Below are 16522 nucleotides of genomic sequence, written 5' to 3'. Positions count from 1 at the left end.
CGGGTCAGACCAGGGTGAGGTTGCGGACGTCGCCGCTCTGCGCCGACCAGCAGAAGACGTCGGCGTAGCCGGTGCCGAAGGTCGTCGGGCTGGTCACCCAGGTCCCGTCGGCGCACTGGCCCTGGAGCTTCCACGGGATGTTGCCGGACCAGGTGCAGTGGGCGTGGGCGTGCCACCCGATGACCACCGCGGAGCAGTTGCTGGGGATGTAGGCCTGGGCCGGGGCGGCGGCGGCGAGCGCGCCGGCCGTGCCGAGGACGGTGGCGGCGGCAAGGGCGAGGGTACGTCGGAACATGCGGTCCTCCGGTGTCGTGCGGGTGCGGTGCACTCATCCAAATATCAGTTAACAAACCTGTCGATAAGCGCTCACTCCTTGGGATCGGCTGGCGACCGCATGTGATCAAGCTCTGCAAGTACTTGCGGAGTTTGCAGTAGCGCGGTGGGTGATAGTGCCGTGATGTCGCATCTTGCGGGCGCGCTCCCATATCCGGGCGAGGTCGATCTGCTGGTGTTCGCCCTGCTGTGCGGCCTGTGGGGAGGGCTCCTCTTGACTTAGGTGGCGGTCGATGTCTACCTTTCCCGGCAAGCATTTCCAGCAAGTTTCAGTCTCCTTGCTGAAATGTGGCCCGCGTATCCCTCGAACTCCCGTCCCCGAGGAGAACCGCCGTGATCGCAGCCCCGCGTGTCCGCGACCGGGCCCGCCCCCGCACCTCCCGGCTCGGCGCCGCCCTCGCCGTGGCCGCCCTCGCCCTCACCACCGGCCTCGCCGTCACCGGCGCGGTCACCGGGCCGCCCGCCCGGGCGGCCGCCCCCGGCGACAAGAAGGTCACCGCCGTCCTCTTCGAATGGCGGTTCGACTCGATCGCCCGCGAGTGCCGGGAGACCCTCGGCCCCAAGGGCTACGGCTACGTCCAGGTGTCCCCGCCCCAGGAGCACATCCAGGGCCACCAGTGGTGGACGTCGTACCAGCCGGTCAGTTACCGCATCGCCGGCCGGCTCGGCGACCGGGCCGCCTTCGCCAACATGGTCGCCGCCTGCCGGGACGCCGGCGTCAAGGTCATCGTCGACGCGGTCGTCAACCACATGAGCGCCGGCTCGGGCACCGGCACCGGCGGCACCGCCTACACCAAGTACAACTACCCCGGCGTCTACCAGGTCCAGGACTTCCACTCCTGCCGGACCGCGATCAACAACTACCGCGACCGGTACGACGTGCAGAACTGCGAGCTGGTCGGGTTGTCCGACCTGGACACCGGCAGCGACTACGTCCGCGGCCGGATCGCCGGCTACCTCAACGACCTGCTGTCGCTCGGCGTCGACGGGTTCCGGATCGACGCCGCCAAGCACATGGCGGCCGGCGACCTCGCCGCGATCAGGTCCCGGATGTCCAACCCGAACGCCTACTGGGTGCAGGAGGCGATCCACGGCGCCGGCGAGGCGGTCAGCCCCAGCGAATACCTGGGCAACGGTGACGTACAGGAGTTCCGGTACGCCCGTGACCTCAAGCGGGTGTTCCAGAACGAACGGCTCGCCCACCTCGACAACTTCGGCGAGGGCTGGGGCTACCTGCCGGGCAACCAGGCCGGGGTCTTCGTCGACAACCACGACACCGAGCGCGGCGGCGACACGCTGAGCTACAAGAACGGCGCGCAGTACACGCTGGCCGGCGTCTTCATGCTCGCCTGGCCGTACGGGTCGCCGCACGTGCACTCCGGCTACGAGTTCACCGACCGCGACGCCGGCCCGCCGAACGGCGGCACGGTCAACGCCTGCTACGCCGACGGCTGGAAGTGCCAGCACAAGTGGCGGCAGCTCGCCAACATGGTCGGCTTCCGCAACGCCGCCGGCGACGCGGCCGTCACCAACTGGTGGGACAACGGAAACGACCAGATCGCGTTCGGGCGCGGCAACCGGGCGTACGTCGCGATCAACGCCGAGGGCGGCACGCTGACCCGTACGTTCCAGACCTCGCTGCCGGCCGGCACCTACTGCGACGTCCAGCACGGCGACCCGACCCCGGGCGGCGGCTGCACGGGCACGACGTACACGGTCAACTCGTCCGGCCAGTTCACCGCCAGCGTCCCGGCCAACGACGCGGTGGCGCTGTACGTCGGCGCGACCGGACAGCCGAACCCGAACCCGACCACCCCGCCGCCGGCGGGCGGCAGCGGCGCGTCGTTCGCGGTGAACGCGACCACCTCCTGGGGGCAGGACATCTTCGTCGTCGGCAACGTGCCCGGCCTGGGCAACTGGAACCCGGCTGCGGCGCTGCCGCTGTCGTCGGCGACCTACCCGGTGTGGCGGCGCGACGTCGACCTGCCCGCCGGCACCAACTTCCAGTACAAGTACATCCGCAAACAGGGCGGCGGGGTCACCTGGGAGAGCGGCGGCAACCGTACCGCCACCGTCCCGGCGTCGGGCCGGGTGAACCTGAACGACACCTGGCGCAACTGACCCCCACGTCACTCTGGTCGCCGGTCGGGTGCGGACCCGGCCGGCGACCGCGTTTACCGGGTGAGGCGCCGGGGACTCGACGCGGGATCGGCCGCGTGACACGGGGCGGCGTACCGCCCGGCGCGGCACCGGAGCCGGCGGTCCTCGGGCGTGCCGGCGGATCGGCCGCAGGGAGGACCTATGCGTGATCAACTAGCCATACCCCAGGTGGACATCCGCACCGACGTGAACAACGCGGTCGGCGACATCGTGCGATTCGTCCCGCGGGCGATCGCCTTCATCGCCATCCTGGTCATCGGGTGGATCATCGCCCGGCTGCTGGCCAGGGCCGTGAACGGCATCCTGGAGCGGGTCGGCTTCGACCGGGCCGTCGAGCGTGGCGGCATCAAGCGGGCGCTGGAACGCAGCAAGTACGACGCCTCGGACATCGTGGCCAAGCTCGTCTTCTACGCCGGTGTGCTGTTCACGCTGCAACTGGCGTTCGGGGTCTGGGGCCCGAACCCGGTCAGCAGCCTGATCAACAACATCGTCGGCTGGCTGCCACGCGCGGCCGTCGCCGTGATCATCATCGTCGTGGCGTCGGCCATCGCCAGCGCCGTACGCGACCTGCTGTCCAGCGCGCTGGGCGGGCTGTCGTACGGCCGCGTCCTGTCGGACGTGGCCGGCTGGTTCATCGTCGCGCTCGGTGTGATCGCCGCGCTCAACCAGATCGGGGTGGCGACCACCGTCACGACCCCGGTGCTGGTCGCGGTGCTGGCCACCGTCGGCGGTGTGATCGTGGTCGGCGTCGGCGGCGGACTGATCCGGCCCATGCAGACCCGCCTGGAGCGGGCGCTGCAGAAGACCGAGCAGGAGGCCGGCCGCGGCGGCGCACAGCAGGGTGGTGCGCAACAGGGCGGCGCCCAGCAGGGCCGTGGCGACATGCGGCAGCCCGAGCCGGCCGGCGCGTCCGCCGGCGGGGGCGACGGTCACCGTTCCGGCGACGGGGTGCGGCGGCCGCATTCCCAGCCGGCCGGGCGGCAGTGAGCCGCACCCCGGCCCAGTGGGGTCGGGGCGGTAACCCGGTCGGGTGGCGCGATCCCGCGCCACCCGACCGGTCTGTGTAACCGGGTGGACACGTACCGCTGCGAGACTCGGCGGGGCGGTGGTGTTGACAGGCCCGGTCCCGGGCCTGTCCAGTAAAGCAATGAATAGACGATTATCGATCTTATTGTCCCCTTCCGGCTCCCCCTACCGGCCGGTGTTCACCCATCCCGTCCTGCGCCGGATCCTGCCGGGTTTCGCGCTCTCGTCGCTCGGCGACGGGATGGCCGTCGTCGCGGTGCCCTGGCTGGCCCTCGAACTGGCCCCCGCCGACCGCCGGGGCACCTGGGTCGCGGTCGCGGTGGCCGCGTACACACTGCCGGCCGCCGCCGGGGCGGTGCTCTTCGGCCGGTGGCTGCGCCGGCACGGGGGAGCGCGCCTCGCCGGCTGGGACGCCGTCCTGCGGGCCGGGGCGCTCGGCGCCATCCCGGTCGCCCACCTGCTCGGCGCGCTGAGCATCGGGGTGTTCGTCGCGCTGCTCGCGCTCTCCGCGCTGCTGCACTCGTGGGGTACGGCCGGCCGCTACACGCTGCTCGCGCAGGTGCTGCCGGCACGGCACCACCTGGCCGCGAACGCCGTGCTCACCACGCTCGCCGAACTCGCCATCGTGCTCGGGCCGCCGGTCGGCGCCGCGCTCATCGGCGGGATCGGCGCGGTCGGCGTACTCGCCGTCGACGCGCTCACCTTCGCGGTGCTCGCGCTGACGTACCGCTGGGCGATCGCCGCCGGACGGGCGAGCCCGGCGCCGGTCGGTGCCGGCGTGCCGGACGCGCCGGCGGTGCCGCGCCCCGAGCCGGCCCCCGCCGGGGCGTCCGGCTGGCGGACCATCCGGTCGGATCCCCGGCTGCTCGGGCTGCTGCTGCTGTCGTTCGGCTTCTTCGCGCTGTACGGCCCGATCCAGGTCGCCCTGCCGTTGCACGTCAGCCAGGACCTGGGCGGCTCGGCCGGCGACCTCGCCGCCCACTACACCGCGTTCGGCGCCGGCGCGGTGGCCGGCGGGCTGGTCACCGGCTACCTGCGCCGGTGGCCGCTGTGGCCGCTGACGGTCGGTATCGTGGTCTGCTTCGGGCTGACCCTGCTCCCGCTCGGGCTCGGCGCCCCGCCACCGGTGGCACTGGCCGGCTTCGCGCTGGCCGGGCTGTCCTGGGGGCCGTACCTGTCGACCTCGATGGCACTCTTCCAGCGCGTCACGCCACCGGAGTCGCTGTCGCCCGTGCTCGCCGCGAACGGCGCGGTGACCGTCGTCGCGGTGCCGCTCGGGGTGCTGGCCGGTGGGCCGCTGACCGCGCTCGTCGGCGCGCGGTCGACCCTGTTGCTGACGGCGGTGGGGACCCTCCTGCTCGGGCTCGTCGCGCTCGGGTACACGGTGCTGCGGCGCCGGGCCGGCCGGATACGGTAGCAGTTCGCTGTTTCGATCAGCGCCGATAGCAAATTGTGAACATGAGGTTCCGGGGCTCCGCTCTGGAACTGGGGCGAGGTGGCGTGGCCCCAATCGAAGGGCTATGGTGGAAGCGCTTCTACCAGGACACTACGGGCACACCACGACACTCCGAAAAGGGCGATCTTCCGGAGATCGCGACACCCCGAAAAGGTTGTGGAATGTGAAAGTGGTCGAGGAAACCTGCGGCATCCGCGTGGATCCCGGCTCGAATCCGACGGGGCCCCCGGGTGCGACCGGCACGATCCGGCTGCTGCTGCTGGTCGACCGGCCGATCATCCGGGACGCCATCCGTGCGCTGTTCGAGGCGGCTCCCGACTTCGTGCTGACGGCCGGTCACGACGCCGGCCGGCCGGTCCCGGCCGGCGTCGACGTCATCCTGGTCGACCTGCAACTGCGCGACCGCGACGGCATCGCCGTCGCCGCCGACCTCGTGCGCGGCGACGGTCCCGGCGTGGTGATGCTCGCCGACACGGCCGACGACGCCGACGTCGACCGGGCCGCCCGCGCCGGGGTCCGCGGCTACCTGCTGGAGGACGACGAGACCGCACTGCTGATGGCCGGGGTCAAGGCCGTGGCGGCGGGGGACGCCTGGTGGTCGCCGCGGGCCGCCCGCCACCTGCTGGCCGCCTACCGGCGGGTCGCCGCGGCCGACACGCCCCGCCGCGACCCGCAGGTGGCCGGCCTGACCCCGCGCGAGCGCGGCGTGATCCGGCTGATCGCGCTCGGCCGCTCCAACGCCGAGATCGCCACCGAGCTGCTGCTCGGCCGGGCCACGGTCAAGACCCACGTCTCGCGGGTGCTGACCAAGCTCAAGCTGCGCGACCGCACCCAATTGGCGGCGTTCGCCCACCGCAACGGGCTGGTGTGAACAGTTCGTTTCGGCGCGGTGGCCTGAGCGTTTCTGGAATGTTCGCGGCCGGTCGTTTTTCTCCGATGGTCGGAATGCGGTAGCCGGCATTCCGTCTGCCGATGGAATGACAATTCGTCGCACGGCTCCTTCCCGACCCGGGGCAACGGTCATAGGTTGAGTCCGGTCGATCGAATCCACGATCGATGGAATTCCTCGATCAATTGGAAGGGGCTGTTGCATGTCAGTTTCCCGCGTAGCCGGGTCGGTCGCGACCCGTACCGTAGCCGGACCGGACGCCCCGCCCCCACCCACCCCGGCCCCCGGCGCGGACCCGGCGCCGGCGGTCCTGACGGCCGTCGAGCCGTACGTGGTCCGGGCGACGATCAACCGTCCGGCCCGCCGCAACGCCATCGACCTCGCCGTGATCGAAGGACTCGAACGCGCCATCGACCTCGCCGACGCGACCGGCGCCCGGGCCCTGGTGCTGCGCGGCGCCGCCGGCACGTTCTGCGCCGGCGCCGACCTGCGCGTCCTGGAGGAGATGAGCGTCGACCCGCACCGGGTCGAGACCTTCATGGTGCGGCTCGCCCTCGTGCTGCGCCGGCTGGAGACCGCCCGGTTCGTCTCGGTCGCGGTCGTCGAGGGGCACGCCGTCGCCGGCGGCTGCGAGATCCTGCTCGCCTGCGACATCTCCGTCGCCGCCACCGACGCCCGGATCGGCGACCGCCACCTGGAATACGGGCTGGCCCCCGCCGCCGGCGGCTCGGTACGGCTGGCCCGGACCCTGCCCAAGGCCCGCGGCAACTACCTGCTGCTCACCGCCGACCTGCTCACCGGGCGGGAGGCGGCCGACTGGGGGCTGGTCAGCGTCGCGGTGCCACCGGCCGACCTGGAGTCGCGGGTGGACGCCCTGGTCGACCGGCTGGCCGGCCACAGCGCGGACGCGCTCGCCGTGGTCAAGAAGATGGTCTGGACCGCCGACCACGAGCCCCGGCCGGACGCGATGTCCTGGGAACGCCGCCTCTTCCTGCGCCACCTCGGCTCCGACGACGTGTCCGAGGGACTGCGCGCCTTCCGTGAGCGGCGCCGACCGGCGTTCCGCGCCGATGACTGACCCCGCGCGTCCGCCCGGCCCGACGGCCCGACCGCAAGGAGACCCCATGTCGACCTCGACCGTGATCGGAACCGGATCGTACCTGCCCCGGCGCGTCCTCGGCAGCGAGGAACTGGCCCGCCGGGTCGGCGTACCGGAGAACTGGATAGTGGACAAGACCGGCATCCGGGAACGCCGGGTGGCCGCCGACGACGAGGCCACCTCCGACCTGGCCACCCGGGCGGCCCGGCGGGCGCTGCGGACCGCCCGGCTCGACCCGGCCGACCTCGACCTGATCGTGCTGGCCACCTCCACACCGGACCGGCCGATGCCGGCCACCGCCAGCACCGTGCAGGCCAACCTCGGCGCCCGCCAGGCGGTGGCGTTCGACGTCGACGCGGTGTGCAGCGGCTTCGTGTACGCCCTCGTCGTCGCCCACTCGATGCTGAACAGCGAGGGCTGGGCCCGGACCGCGCTGGTGGTCGGCGCCGACACCTACTCGCGGGTGCTGGACTACACCGACCGGCGTACCGCGGTGCTCTTCGGCGACGGGGCCGGCGCGGTCGTCCTCGGCCGGGACACCAGCGGCGGGAGCGGGATCCGGGCGACCACGCTGGGCACCGACGGCACCCTGGCCGACCTGGTCCAGATCCCGGCCGGGGGCAGCCGCCGGCCGGCGAGCGCGCAGACGGTCGAGGCCGGCGACCACTACTTCGCGATGCGCGGCGGCGACGTCCGGCGACTGGCCAACCAGGTCTTCCCGGCCCTGGTCGGCCAGCTGCTCAAGGCGGCCTCGCTCGAACTCGACCAGGTCGACCTGATCGCCGCCCACCAGGCCAACGGCATGATGCTCACCGACTGGTCGCGCGAACTCGGACTGCGGCCCGGGGTGCTGCACCGCACCGTCGAGCGGTACGGCAACACCGGCGCCGCCTCCGTCCCGGTCACCCTCGACGACGCGGTACGCGCCGGACGGCTCGGCGCCGCCGCCAAGCTGCTCATGGTCGCCTTCGGCGGCGGGATGACCTGGGGCGGCGTCGCCCTCGACTGGGCCGCCGACCCGGCGGTCCTCCGTTCGAACTGTGTGAGGTGAGCCAGTGACCACGTCCGCCCTCGGCGCCGAACAGGGCGCCACCCAGCCGCCGCCCGCCCCGCCGGTCGCCCACGACCTGTCCGGCCGGATGCCCCGCACGATCAACCGGTGGCCGCGCCCGTTCGCGCCGCGCAACATCCTCGGCGTGCTGCGCGCCCGCGCCCGGGGCGCCACCATCAGCCTCAACCAGGTCAAGCTCGACGAGTCCACCGTGGAGCGCAACGGCCTGGTGATGGAGCACGCCCTGCTACGGCACAGCCACGTCGCCCGGTACGCGATCGTCGGCCCGTTCACCTCGCTGTTCAAGGTCCGGGTCGGCCCGTACGCCGGCATCGCCGAGAAGGTGACCGTCGGCGCCCTGCCGCACTGGCCGGAGCTGCCGACCAGCCACGTCTTCCCGGTCAACGCCGAGTTCGGCTTCTGCACCGGGGAGTGGCCCGAGGTTCCGGGCACCGAGGTCGGCGCCGACGCCTGGATCGGCGCGGGCGCGGTGGTACGCGCCGGCGTACGCATCGGGCACGGCGCGATCGTCGCGGCCGGCGCGGTCGTCACCCGCGACGTCGCCGACTACGAGATCGTGGCCGGGGTGCCGGCCCGCCGGCTGCGCGCCCGGTTCCCCGACGACCTGGCCGGACGGCTGGTCGCGCTGCGCTGGTGGGACTGGCCACCGCCGTTCCTGAAGGCCAACATCGACCTGTTCCAGCGGCCGCTGACGGCCGACACCCTGACCGCGCTGGAGGAACGGGCCCGGTCCCTGCCCGGCCGTGCGACCGACGGCGGCGCGCGGTGACCGCCGGCACCGGCCAGCCGGTCGTCGCCCCGCCCGCCGGGGCGGTCGCCGACCGGGTGGTGGTGGTGACCGGCGCCAGCCGGGGCGTCGGCCGCGACCTCGCCCGGGTCTTCGCCGACCACGGGGCCCGGGTCGGCCTGCTGGCCCGCAGCCGCGACGCGCTCGACGACCTGACCGGCACGCTCACCGCCGACGGCGCCGACGTCTTCGCCGCCGCGTGCGACGTCGGCGAACCGGACTCGCTGGCCGGGGCGGTCGACGCCGTGGCCGGCCACTTCGGACGGATCGACTCGGTCGTCGTCAACGCCGGCATCTCGCCGGTCGCCCGCCGGGCGCACCACCTGCCGATCGAGGCGTGGCACGACGTGCTGGCGGTCAACCTGACCGGCGGGTTCGTCACGGCGCGGGCGGCGTACCCGCACCTGGCCCGCTCCGGCCACGGCCGGCTGGTGTTCACCACCTCGGTCATGGCGGCCACCCCGCGGCGCGGGCTGAGCGCGTACGCGGCGTCGAAGGCCGGCCTGGAGGGGCTGACCCGGGCGTTGGCCGCCGACTGGGCCGGTGACGGCATCCTGGTCAACGCGGTCGCGCCGGGCTTCTTCGACACCGGGCTCGGTGCCGCGTTCCACACCTCGCAGCGCCTGCGCGAGCAGGTCGTGGGCCGCACGCCGGTGGCCCGGTTCGGCCGGGCCGACGAACTGGCGGCGGCGTTCCTCTTCCTCGCCGGCGACGCCTGCGGCTACCTGACCGGCCAGGTGCTCGCGGTCGACGGCGGCTACGGACTGGGCTGACCGGCCCGGGCACCCCCCGCGCGGGAGCGGTACGTTCCCGCGCGGGGCCGCCGGTCCCGCGACCGCGCGGGCAGCCGCCCGCGAACGTGCGGAACTGCCCGCCCGCGACCGCCGGCCGCCGGCTCACGTCGTGTCGCGCTCGACGAGCGTGAGGCGCAGCACGATGTGCCGCATGCTGCGGTCGGGATCGGACAGTTGGTCGAGCAGCGTCTGGACGGCGATCGTTCCGCTCTCCTCCAGCGGCTGCCGGACCGTGGTCAGGCCGAGCGGCTCGGCGACGTCGCTGTCGTCGAAGCCGACGACGGCGAGGTCGCCGGGCACCCGGAGGTCACGTTCCCGGGCCGCCTTGAGCACCCCGACGGCGATCAGGTCGTCGTGGGCGAAGATCGCCGTCGGCGGCTCCGGCAGGTCGAGGAGTTCGTGCGCGGCCCGGCGGGCCGGCTCCACGCCGTAGTCGACCCGGCGGACCAGACTGTCCGGCAGTGGGGTGCCGAACCCGGCGAGGGTGCTGCGGAACGTGTCGAGCCGGGCCTCCTGCGGCAGGGTGGCCCGTTGGCCCTTCTTGCGTTCGGTGACGCAGCCGAGCCGGGTGTGGCCGCGGGCGTGCAGGTGCTCGGCGACGATCCGGCCGCCCTCGGCGTCGGCGATGGCGACGCTGCTGAAGCTGGGATGTTCGAGGTCGACCAGCACCGTGGGCAGCTTCTGCTCGACCAGCCGGTGCGCGACCTTGGGGTCGACCGGCAGCGACATGATGACCAGCCCGTCGAGGCGGCGGGTCAGCGGGATGGTGGACAGCGTCGGTGAGGTGGCCGCCGCCGAGCCCTGGTCGTAGACGACGATCTCCCAGGGCAGGTCGCGGGTGGCGCGCAGGACGCCGTTGAGCCGCCGGGCGAACGACGGGTACGACGTGAACGGGGCCATCACCCCGATCCGGCCGACCCCGCGCCGGGCCCGGGTGACCGCCTCCGTCTTGGGCAGGTACGACAACTCGTCGGCGGCGGCGAGCACTCGGTCCAATGTGGACTGGGTGACCCGTACCGGGTTGTTGAAGGCGAGCGAGACGGTGGAGATGCTCACGCCCGCCCGCCGGGCCACGTCGTAGATCGTGCTCGCCGCCAAGCCGGTCTCCTCGTCTCTTCGAAGCCGTCGTCCGTCGAAGCTGTCGGGTCACGAGGCCGCCGTCTGTCGAAGCCCTCGCCCGTCGAAGTTCTTCGACAGTCACTCTACTCGACGCTTCGACGATCCCGGCCGGCGGCGTTAGCCCGCCCGGCGTACGTCTCCGGACGGACGTGCGGGAGCGGTCTTCGCAGCTAACCGCCCGATTTTCAGGTGAATTGCCCTGATCATCCGGCGTCGGCCCGGACTCTTGACGGTCTGAGTAACTCCGGCGTAACCTCCACGACACGCTCGAAGTCCTTCGATCGTAGTAGTTCCGTCGAGGTCGATCCCGCGAACTACCTCTCGGGATGGAGGTCGCCATGACCCAACAGCGTCTTCACATAACCCCCGCGCCGTACCTTCCGGGCCTGTCCCGGCGGCGCCTGCTATATCTGGGCGCCGCCGCGTCCGGCGCCCTGCTCACCGGCTGCACCGGATCCGGTGCCGGCGGCACCGGCGGTCCGGCGACCGGCACCCCCCGCACCGGCGGCGCCGCCGTCGTCGGCGGGCTCGCCCCCTTCACCACCTTCGACCCGCAGAACGCCTCCGACGCCATCGGCGTCACCCGGCACCTCTTCGACTCGCTCTACGAGGTCGACGAGACCTCGCCCGAACTGGCCGTCCGGCCGGTCCTCGCCACCGGCCCACCCACCCGGACCACGCCGACGACCTGGCAGGTCACCTTCCGGACCACCGGATTCCACGACGGCACCGCGATGACCGCCGACGACGTCGCCTTCTCCGTCCAGCGGGTGGCGGCCCCGCCCGACGGCCAGGTCTCCTTCTACAGCCAACTGCTCGGCTTCGTCACCGGCGTCCGCGTCGTCGCCGCCGACACCATCGAGATCACCACCGCCCACCCGGTCAACGCCGACGTCTTCGCCCGCCGGCTCGCCCTGCCCGCCCTCGGCATCGTGCCGAAGGCGCTGGTCGAGGCCCAGGGGGCCGAGTTCGGCACCCGGCCGGTCGGCAGCGGGCCGTACGAGTTCGTCAGCTACCGCGAGAACCAGAGCGTCGAACTGCGCCGCTTCGCCGGCTACACCGGCCCCAGCGGCGGCTGGTTCGACACGATCAGCTGGCGGGTCCTGGTCGACGACACCGCCCGCGCCTCCGCGCTGCGGGCCCGGCAGGTCGACGTCGCGCAGAGCCCGCCGTTCCGGGACCTCGAACTGCTGCGCGGCAGCGGCTTCGAGGTGGTCATGGCCCCCACCCCGGCCGCGGTCTTCCTCACCTTCAACTGCGCCAAGGCCCCGTTCACCGACCCCCGGGTCCGGCAGGCCCTGCACTACGCGATCGACCACGACTCGATCACGCGGATCGCGTACGCCGGCAACGCCGCCTTCGCCACCTCGGTGCTGCCCGACTGGCACCCCGACCACGCCCGCCCCACCGCCGTCTTCGACCGCGACCCCGACACCGCCCGCTCGCTGCTGGCCGCCGCCGGCGTACCCGCCGGGCTGAAGGTCGTGTTGCAGGCGCAGCAGACCGGCTACATGCAGCAGACCGCCACCGTCATCCGGCAGAACTGGCAGGACCTCGGCCTCGACGTCGACCTGCGCATCGAGGCCGGCACCACGCTCGCCGGCAAGATCCTCGGCGGCGGCGACTTCGACGCGGTGATCAGCAGTGGCAACCCGGTCGGCCAGTCCTTCGACGTACCCGGCGCGCTCAGTTCCTTCTACGCCCCCGGCGCCTTCCGCGACAAGTTCCTGCGCTGGTCCGGCCCGGCCGCCGACCGCTTCGCCGAACTGCTCGACACCGCCCCGGCCCTGCCCGCCGACCAGGCCCCGGCCCGCTACGCCCAACTCCAGCAACTGCTCGCCGACGAGGTGCCGACGTACCCGATGCACTTCCTGTCGGTGCCCAACGTGGTCGACACCGGGGCGGTCGCCGGCCTGGGCGCCCAGCGCTGGGAACACCTCGACCTGCGCCGGGCATGGCGGGCATGAGCGGCACGGCACGCGCGCTGACCGCCGTCGCCCGGCGGGCCGCCTCCGGCGCCCTGCTGCTGGTCGGCGCATCCGTCCTGCTCTTCGCCCTGGTCGACCTGGCCCCCGGCGACCCCGTCCTGGCCCGGTTCGGCTTCCAGGCCGCCGGCCTGTCCGACGAGGACCTGGCCCGGCTGCGCCACGAGTACGGGCTCGACCGGTCGCTGCCGCAGCGGTACGTCGACTTCGTCCGCGACCTGTCCGCCGGCGACCTCGGCACCTCCGCCCGCAGCGGCCAGCCGATCGGCGACCTGGTCGCCCAGGCGTTCCCGGTGACCGCGTCGCTGACCCTGGTGGCCGCCGCCGTCACCGCCGTACTCGCCCTCGGGCTCGGGATCACCGCCGCGGTGTACCGGGGCCGCTGGCCGGACCGGCTGATCACCGCCGCGTCCGCCGTCGGGCTCGCCGCCCCGGTGTTCTGGGTCGGCCTGCTCGCCATCGACACGTTCGCGATCGACCTGCGCTGGCTGCCCGCCGGTGGCTACCAGCCGGTCAGCGCCGGCCTGTGGCCGTGGCTGTCGACCCTGCTGCTGCCGGCCGTCACCCTCGCCCTCGGCGTCGCCGGCATCCTGGTCCGGGTGGTCCGCGCCTCCGTCGCCGACCAGCTCGACCAGGACTACGTACGCACCGCGCTGGGCGCCGGCCTGTCCCGCACCCGGGTGCTGTGGCGCAACCTGCTGCCCAACGCGCTGGTCACCCCGCTGACCGTCTTCGGCCTCTACGTCGGCTACCTGCTCGCCGGCGCCGTGCTGGTCGAGGTCGTCTACGCCCTGCCCGGCATGGGCCAGCTCCTGGTCAACGCCGCGATCGACGGCGACTTCGCGGTCACCCGGATCGTCGCGCTGGTCACCATCGCCGTCTTCCTGGCCGTCAACCTGTGCACCGACGTCGTCGCGATGCTCATCGACCCGAGGACCCGGACATGACGCCACTCTCCGCCCGCAAGCTGTCCGGCCGCATGCGGCGGCTGCTCGCCGCCCCGACCACCGGCCTCTGGCGGCGGCTGCCGACCGGTGCCCGGGTCGCCGCGTTCGTCGTCGCCGGCCTGGTGCTGCTCGCGGTCCTCGGACCGGCGGTCGCCCCGTACCCGGCGACCCGCAACCTGGTCGGCCCGCTGGCCGCCCCGCCGGACGCCGCGCACTGGTTCGGCACCGACGTGTACGGCCGCGACGTGCTCTCCCGGATCATCCACGGCACCCGGGTCTCGGTCGTCGCCGGCCTGGTCACCCCGCTGCTCGCGCTCGCCGCCGGCACGCTCGTCGGCGCCGCCGCCGCGCTCGCCCCCGGACCGCTGCGCCGGGTCCTGGAATGGCTGCTCGACCTGCTGGTCACCTTCCCCGGCATCGTGCTCGCCGTGGCACTGGCCGCCCTGCTCAGCCCGGGCCTGCCCACCACCGTCGTCGTACTCGGCCTGCTGTTCGCCCCGGCCGTCGCCCGGGTCGTCCGGGCCGCCGTCGTCGCCGAGTACGGCAAGGACTACGTCCTCGTCGGGCGCTTCATGGGCGCCGGCCCGGCCTGGCTGCTCGCCCACCACGTCGCCCGCAACGTCGCCGGCCCGGTCCTGGTCTTCACCAGCTCGCTGGCCGGCACCGCCGTGCTCACCGAGGCGTCGCTGTCGTTCCTCGGCCTCAGCGTGCAGCCACCGACCCCGTCCTGGGGCAACGTCGTCAACGACGGCCGTGACCTGATGGCCTCCGGCGGTTGGTGGGTGACCACCTTCGCCGGCCTGGCCACCCTGGTCGCCGTACTCGCCCTGTCGGTGCTGGCCGACGGCCTGGCCGCCGCGCTCGGCACCGCCGCGCCGGGGAGGCGGCCCGCGCCGGCGGCGCGGTCGCCGCCGGACCGGGCGGCGCACCGGCCCGGTCCCGCCGTCCGTCCACACCCGGGGGTGCCGGGCCGGCGGCCCCGGCCGGACCGCGGGCCGCCGTACCGGCCCGCCGCGGCGAGCCGCTACTGGCCGTACGCGACCTCGGCATCCGCTTCCCGGCCGCGAACGGTGGCGCCGAGGTGCTGTCCGGCGTCTCCTTCGACGTCCACGAGGGCGAGAGCGTCGGCCTGGTCGGCGAGTCCGGCTCCGGCAAGTCGCTGACCACGCTCGCCGTCATGGGGCTGCTCCCGCCCGGCGCGACGGTCACCGGCTCGATCCGCTTCGCCGGCCGGGAACTGACCACGATGCCGGCCCGGGAACGCCGCAGGCTGCTCGGCACCGGCCTCGCGATGGTCTACCAGGACGCGCTGTCGGCGCTCAACCCCGCCATGCGGGTCGGCACCCAGCTCCGCCAGGTCTGCCGGCGCAGCGGCCGGCACCGCCCGGCCGACCTGCTGAGGAGAGTCCACCTCGACCCGGCCCGGACGCTGCCGGCCTACCCGCACCAGCTCTCCGGCGGCCAGCGGCAACGGGTGCTGATCGCCATGGCCCTCGCCGGCGACCCGGCCCTGCTGCTCGCCGACGAACCGACCACCGCCCTCGACGTCACCCTCCAGGCCGAGATCGCCGGCCTGCTGCGGGAACTGACCGCCGGCCGTGGCCTGTCGATGCTGCTCGTCTCGCACGACCTGGCGTTCGTCGCCCAGCTCACCAGCCGGGTCAACGTCATGTACGCCGGCGAGGTCGTCGAGGTCGGCCCGGTCGCCCCGGTGCTCGCCGACCCCCGGCACCGCTACCTCGCGGCGCTCACCACCGCCATCACCAGCCTGGAACGCGGCATCCGCGCCGACCGGCCGCTCGGCGGCGCCGTACCGCAGCCCGGGCGCTGGCCGGCCGGTTGCCGGTTCAGCGGCCGGTGCCCGTACGCGACCGCCCGCTGCCGGGACACCGCACCGGGATGGGCCGGCGACGGCGAGCGGGGCTTCGCCTGCCACCACCCGGCCGGGCTGCCGGCCGGCCCGCGACCGGTCGCCGTGACCAGCGGAGGTGAGGCCCGGTGAACGCCACCGGGACCCCGGTCGCCGGCCCGCTCGGCGTCGACGGGGTCGGTGTCGAGTTCCGCGGCCGGGGCGGCCGGGTCACCGCCCTGCGCGACGTCCACCTGCGGGTACGCCCCGGCGAGGTGCTCGGCGTCGTCGGCGAGTCCGGCTCCGGCAAGACCACCCTGACGAAGGTGCTCGCCGGGCTGCACCGGCCCACCACCGGCGACGTCACCCTCGCCGGGCAGCGGCTGTGGACCATGCCGGCCCGGCAGCGCCGCGCGCTGCTCGCCCGGACCGTCGGGCTGGTCTTCCAGGACCCGGCGTCGTCGATGAACCCGCGACTGACCGTCGGCGCGATCATCGAGGACCCGCTGCGGATCCAGCGCCGCGGCGACCACACCGACCGGCGGCGACGGGTCGGCGAACTGCTCGACACCGTGCAACTGCCCCGTACCGTCCTCGACCGGCGGCCCGCCGAGATCTCCGGTGGGCAGCGGCAGCGGGTCGCGGTCGCCCGCGCGCTCGCCCTCGGACCGGCGTTCCTGCTCGCCGACGAACCCACCTCCGCGCTCGACGTGTCGCTGCGCGCCCAACTCCTCGACCTCCTCGCCGACCTGCGACGCGACCACGGGCTCGGCATCCTGCTCGTCTCGCACGACATCCAGGCGGTGCGCTACCTGGCCGACCGGGTCGCCGTGATGTATCTCGGCCGGGTCGTCGAGTCCGGGCCGGCCGCCGCCGTCATCGACCGGCCCACCCACCCGTACGCCGGGCGGCTGTTCGCCGCCGTACCCACCCTCACCGGCGCCCGGACCGGCCCGGCGGACGGCACCTCCCTCGACAAGCCAGGCACCGGACGGAGCGAATGACC

Annotated in this window: 15 protein-coding genes; 13 read left to right on the top strand and 2 right to left on the bottom strand. The window is 73.8% G+C overall.

Features of this window, described 5'->3' with window-relative positions; genetic code table 11:
* Positions 1–4: 4 nt before the first annotated feature.
* Entirely contained in the window at positions 5–295 is a 291-nt protein-coding gene (locus QCD66_RS19150) for a hypothetical protein (RefSeq protein ID WP_375737077.1), read from the bottom strand.
* Between the two features lie 371 nt (positions 296–666).
* On the opposite strand from QCD66_RS19150, the gene QCD66_RS19145 reads away from it, so the two are divergent.
* The 8 genes from QCD66_RS19145 (at position 667) to QCD66_RS19110 (ending at position 9595) form a co-directional block, all read left to right on the top strand.
* Positions 667–2454 (top strand): carbohydrate-binding module family 20 domain-containing protein, encoded by a 1788-nt coding sequence (locus tag QCD66_RS19145; protein WP_375737076.1) that lies wholly within the window; start codon positions 667–669, stop codon positions 2452–2454.
* A gap of 180 nt (positions 2455–2634) precedes the next feature.
* Positions 2635–3480 (top strand): mechanosensitive ion channel family protein, encoded by an 846-nt coding sequence (locus QCD66_RS19140; protein WP_375737075.1) that lies wholly within the window; start codon positions 2635–2637, stop codon positions 3478–3480.
* 214 nt (positions 3481–3694) lie between these two features.
* Positions 3695–4936: an MFS transporter gene (locus tag QCD66_RS19135; protein ID WP_407566709.1), complete on the top strand. Its 1242-nt coding sequence runs from the start codon at positions 3695–3697 to the stop codon at positions 4934–4936.
* A gap of 202 nt (positions 4937–5138) precedes the next feature.
* A complete protein-coding gene (locus QCD66_RS19130) occupies positions 5139–5846 on the top strand; it encodes a LuxR C-terminal-related transcriptional regulator (RefSeq protein ID WP_375736923.1) in 708 nt (235 codons plus the stop codon).
* A 220-nt stretch (positions 5847–6066) separates the two neighbouring features.
* Positions 6067–6942, top strand: a complete 876-nt coding sequence (locus QCD66_RS19125; protein WP_375736922.1) for an enoyl-CoA hydratase/isomerase family protein — start codon at positions 6067–6069, stop codon at positions 6940–6942.
* 46 nt (positions 6943–6988) lie between these two features.
* A complete protein-coding gene (locus QCD66_RS19120) occupies positions 6989–8014 on the top strand; it encodes a ketoacyl-ACP synthase III (protein ID WP_364206243.1) in 1026 nt (341 codons plus the stop codon).
* 4 nt (positions 8015–8018) lie between these two features.
* The gene (locus QCD66_RS19115) at positions 8019–8804 is read left to right on the top strand and encodes a CatB-related O-acetyltransferase (protein WP_364206240.1); all 786 of its coding nucleotides are present in this window, start codon (positions 8019–8021) and stop codon (positions 8802–8804) included.
* Positions 8801–9595, top strand: a complete 795-nt coding sequence (locus tag QCD66_RS19110; protein ID WP_375736921.1) for an SDR family NAD(P)-dependent oxidoreductase — start codon at positions 8801–8803, stop codon at positions 9593–9595. The genes QCD66_RS19115 and QCD66_RS19110 overlap by 4 nt, the downstream gene beginning before the upstream one ends.
* Before the next feature lie 123 nt (positions 9596–9718).
* Here the strand turns inward: QCD66_RS19110 and QCD66_RS19105 are convergent, their stop codons facing one another.
* Positions 9719–10714: a LacI family DNA-binding transcriptional regulator gene (locus tag QCD66_RS19105; protein WP_364206235.1), complete on the bottom strand. Its 996-nt coding sequence runs from the start codon at positions 10712–10714 to the stop codon at positions 9719–9721.
* 359 nt (positions 10715–11073) lie between these two features.
* On the opposite strand from QCD66_RS19105, the gene QCD66_RS19100 reads away from it, so the two are divergent.
* From QCD66_RS19100 to QCD66_RS19080, 5 genes are read left to right on the top strand one after another with little or no spacing between them, the layout of a single operon-like run.
* Positions 11074–12702, top strand: a complete 1629-nt coding sequence (locus QCD66_RS19100; protein WP_375736920.1) for an ABC transporter substrate-binding protein — start codon at positions 11074–11076, stop codon at positions 12700–12702.
* Positions 12699–13667, top strand: a complete 969-nt coding sequence (locus QCD66_RS19095; RefSeq protein ID WP_375736919.1) for an ABC transporter permease — start codon at positions 12699–12701, stop codon at positions 13665–13667. The genes QCD66_RS19100 and QCD66_RS19095 overlap by 4 nt, the downstream gene beginning before the upstream one ends.
* Entirely contained in the window at positions 13664–14830 is a 1167-nt protein-coding gene (locus tag QCD66_RS19090) for an ABC transporter permease (protein ID WP_407566708.1), read from the top strand. Before QCD66_RS19095 ends, QCD66_RS19090 begins: the two co-directional genes overlap by 4 nt.
* Positions 14749–15669, top strand: a complete 921-nt coding sequence (locus QCD66_RS19085) for an ABC transporter ATP-binding protein (RefSeq protein ID WP_407566707.1) — start codon at positions 14749–14751, stop codon at positions 15667–15669. Before QCD66_RS19090 ends, QCD66_RS19085 begins: the two co-directional genes overlap by 82 nt.
* Positions 15666–16520, top strand: a complete 855-nt coding sequence (locus QCD66_RS19080; protein ID WP_364206223.1) for an ABC transporter ATP-binding protein — start codon at positions 15666–15668, stop codon at positions 16518–16520. Before QCD66_RS19085 ends, QCD66_RS19080 begins: the two co-directional genes overlap by 4 nt.
* Positions 16521–16522 lie beyond the last annotated feature (2 nt).

Origin of the sequence: Polymorphospora sp. A560, assembly GCF_045781765.1 — a bacterium.
Taxonomy (GTDB): Bacteria; Actinomycetota; Actinomycetes; order Mycobacteriales; family Micromonosporaceae; genus Polymorphospora; species Polymorphospora lycopeni.
The sequence above is the reverse complement of the archived record's forward strand: the minus strand, read 5'-3'. Positions and strand labels throughout refer to the sequence as shown.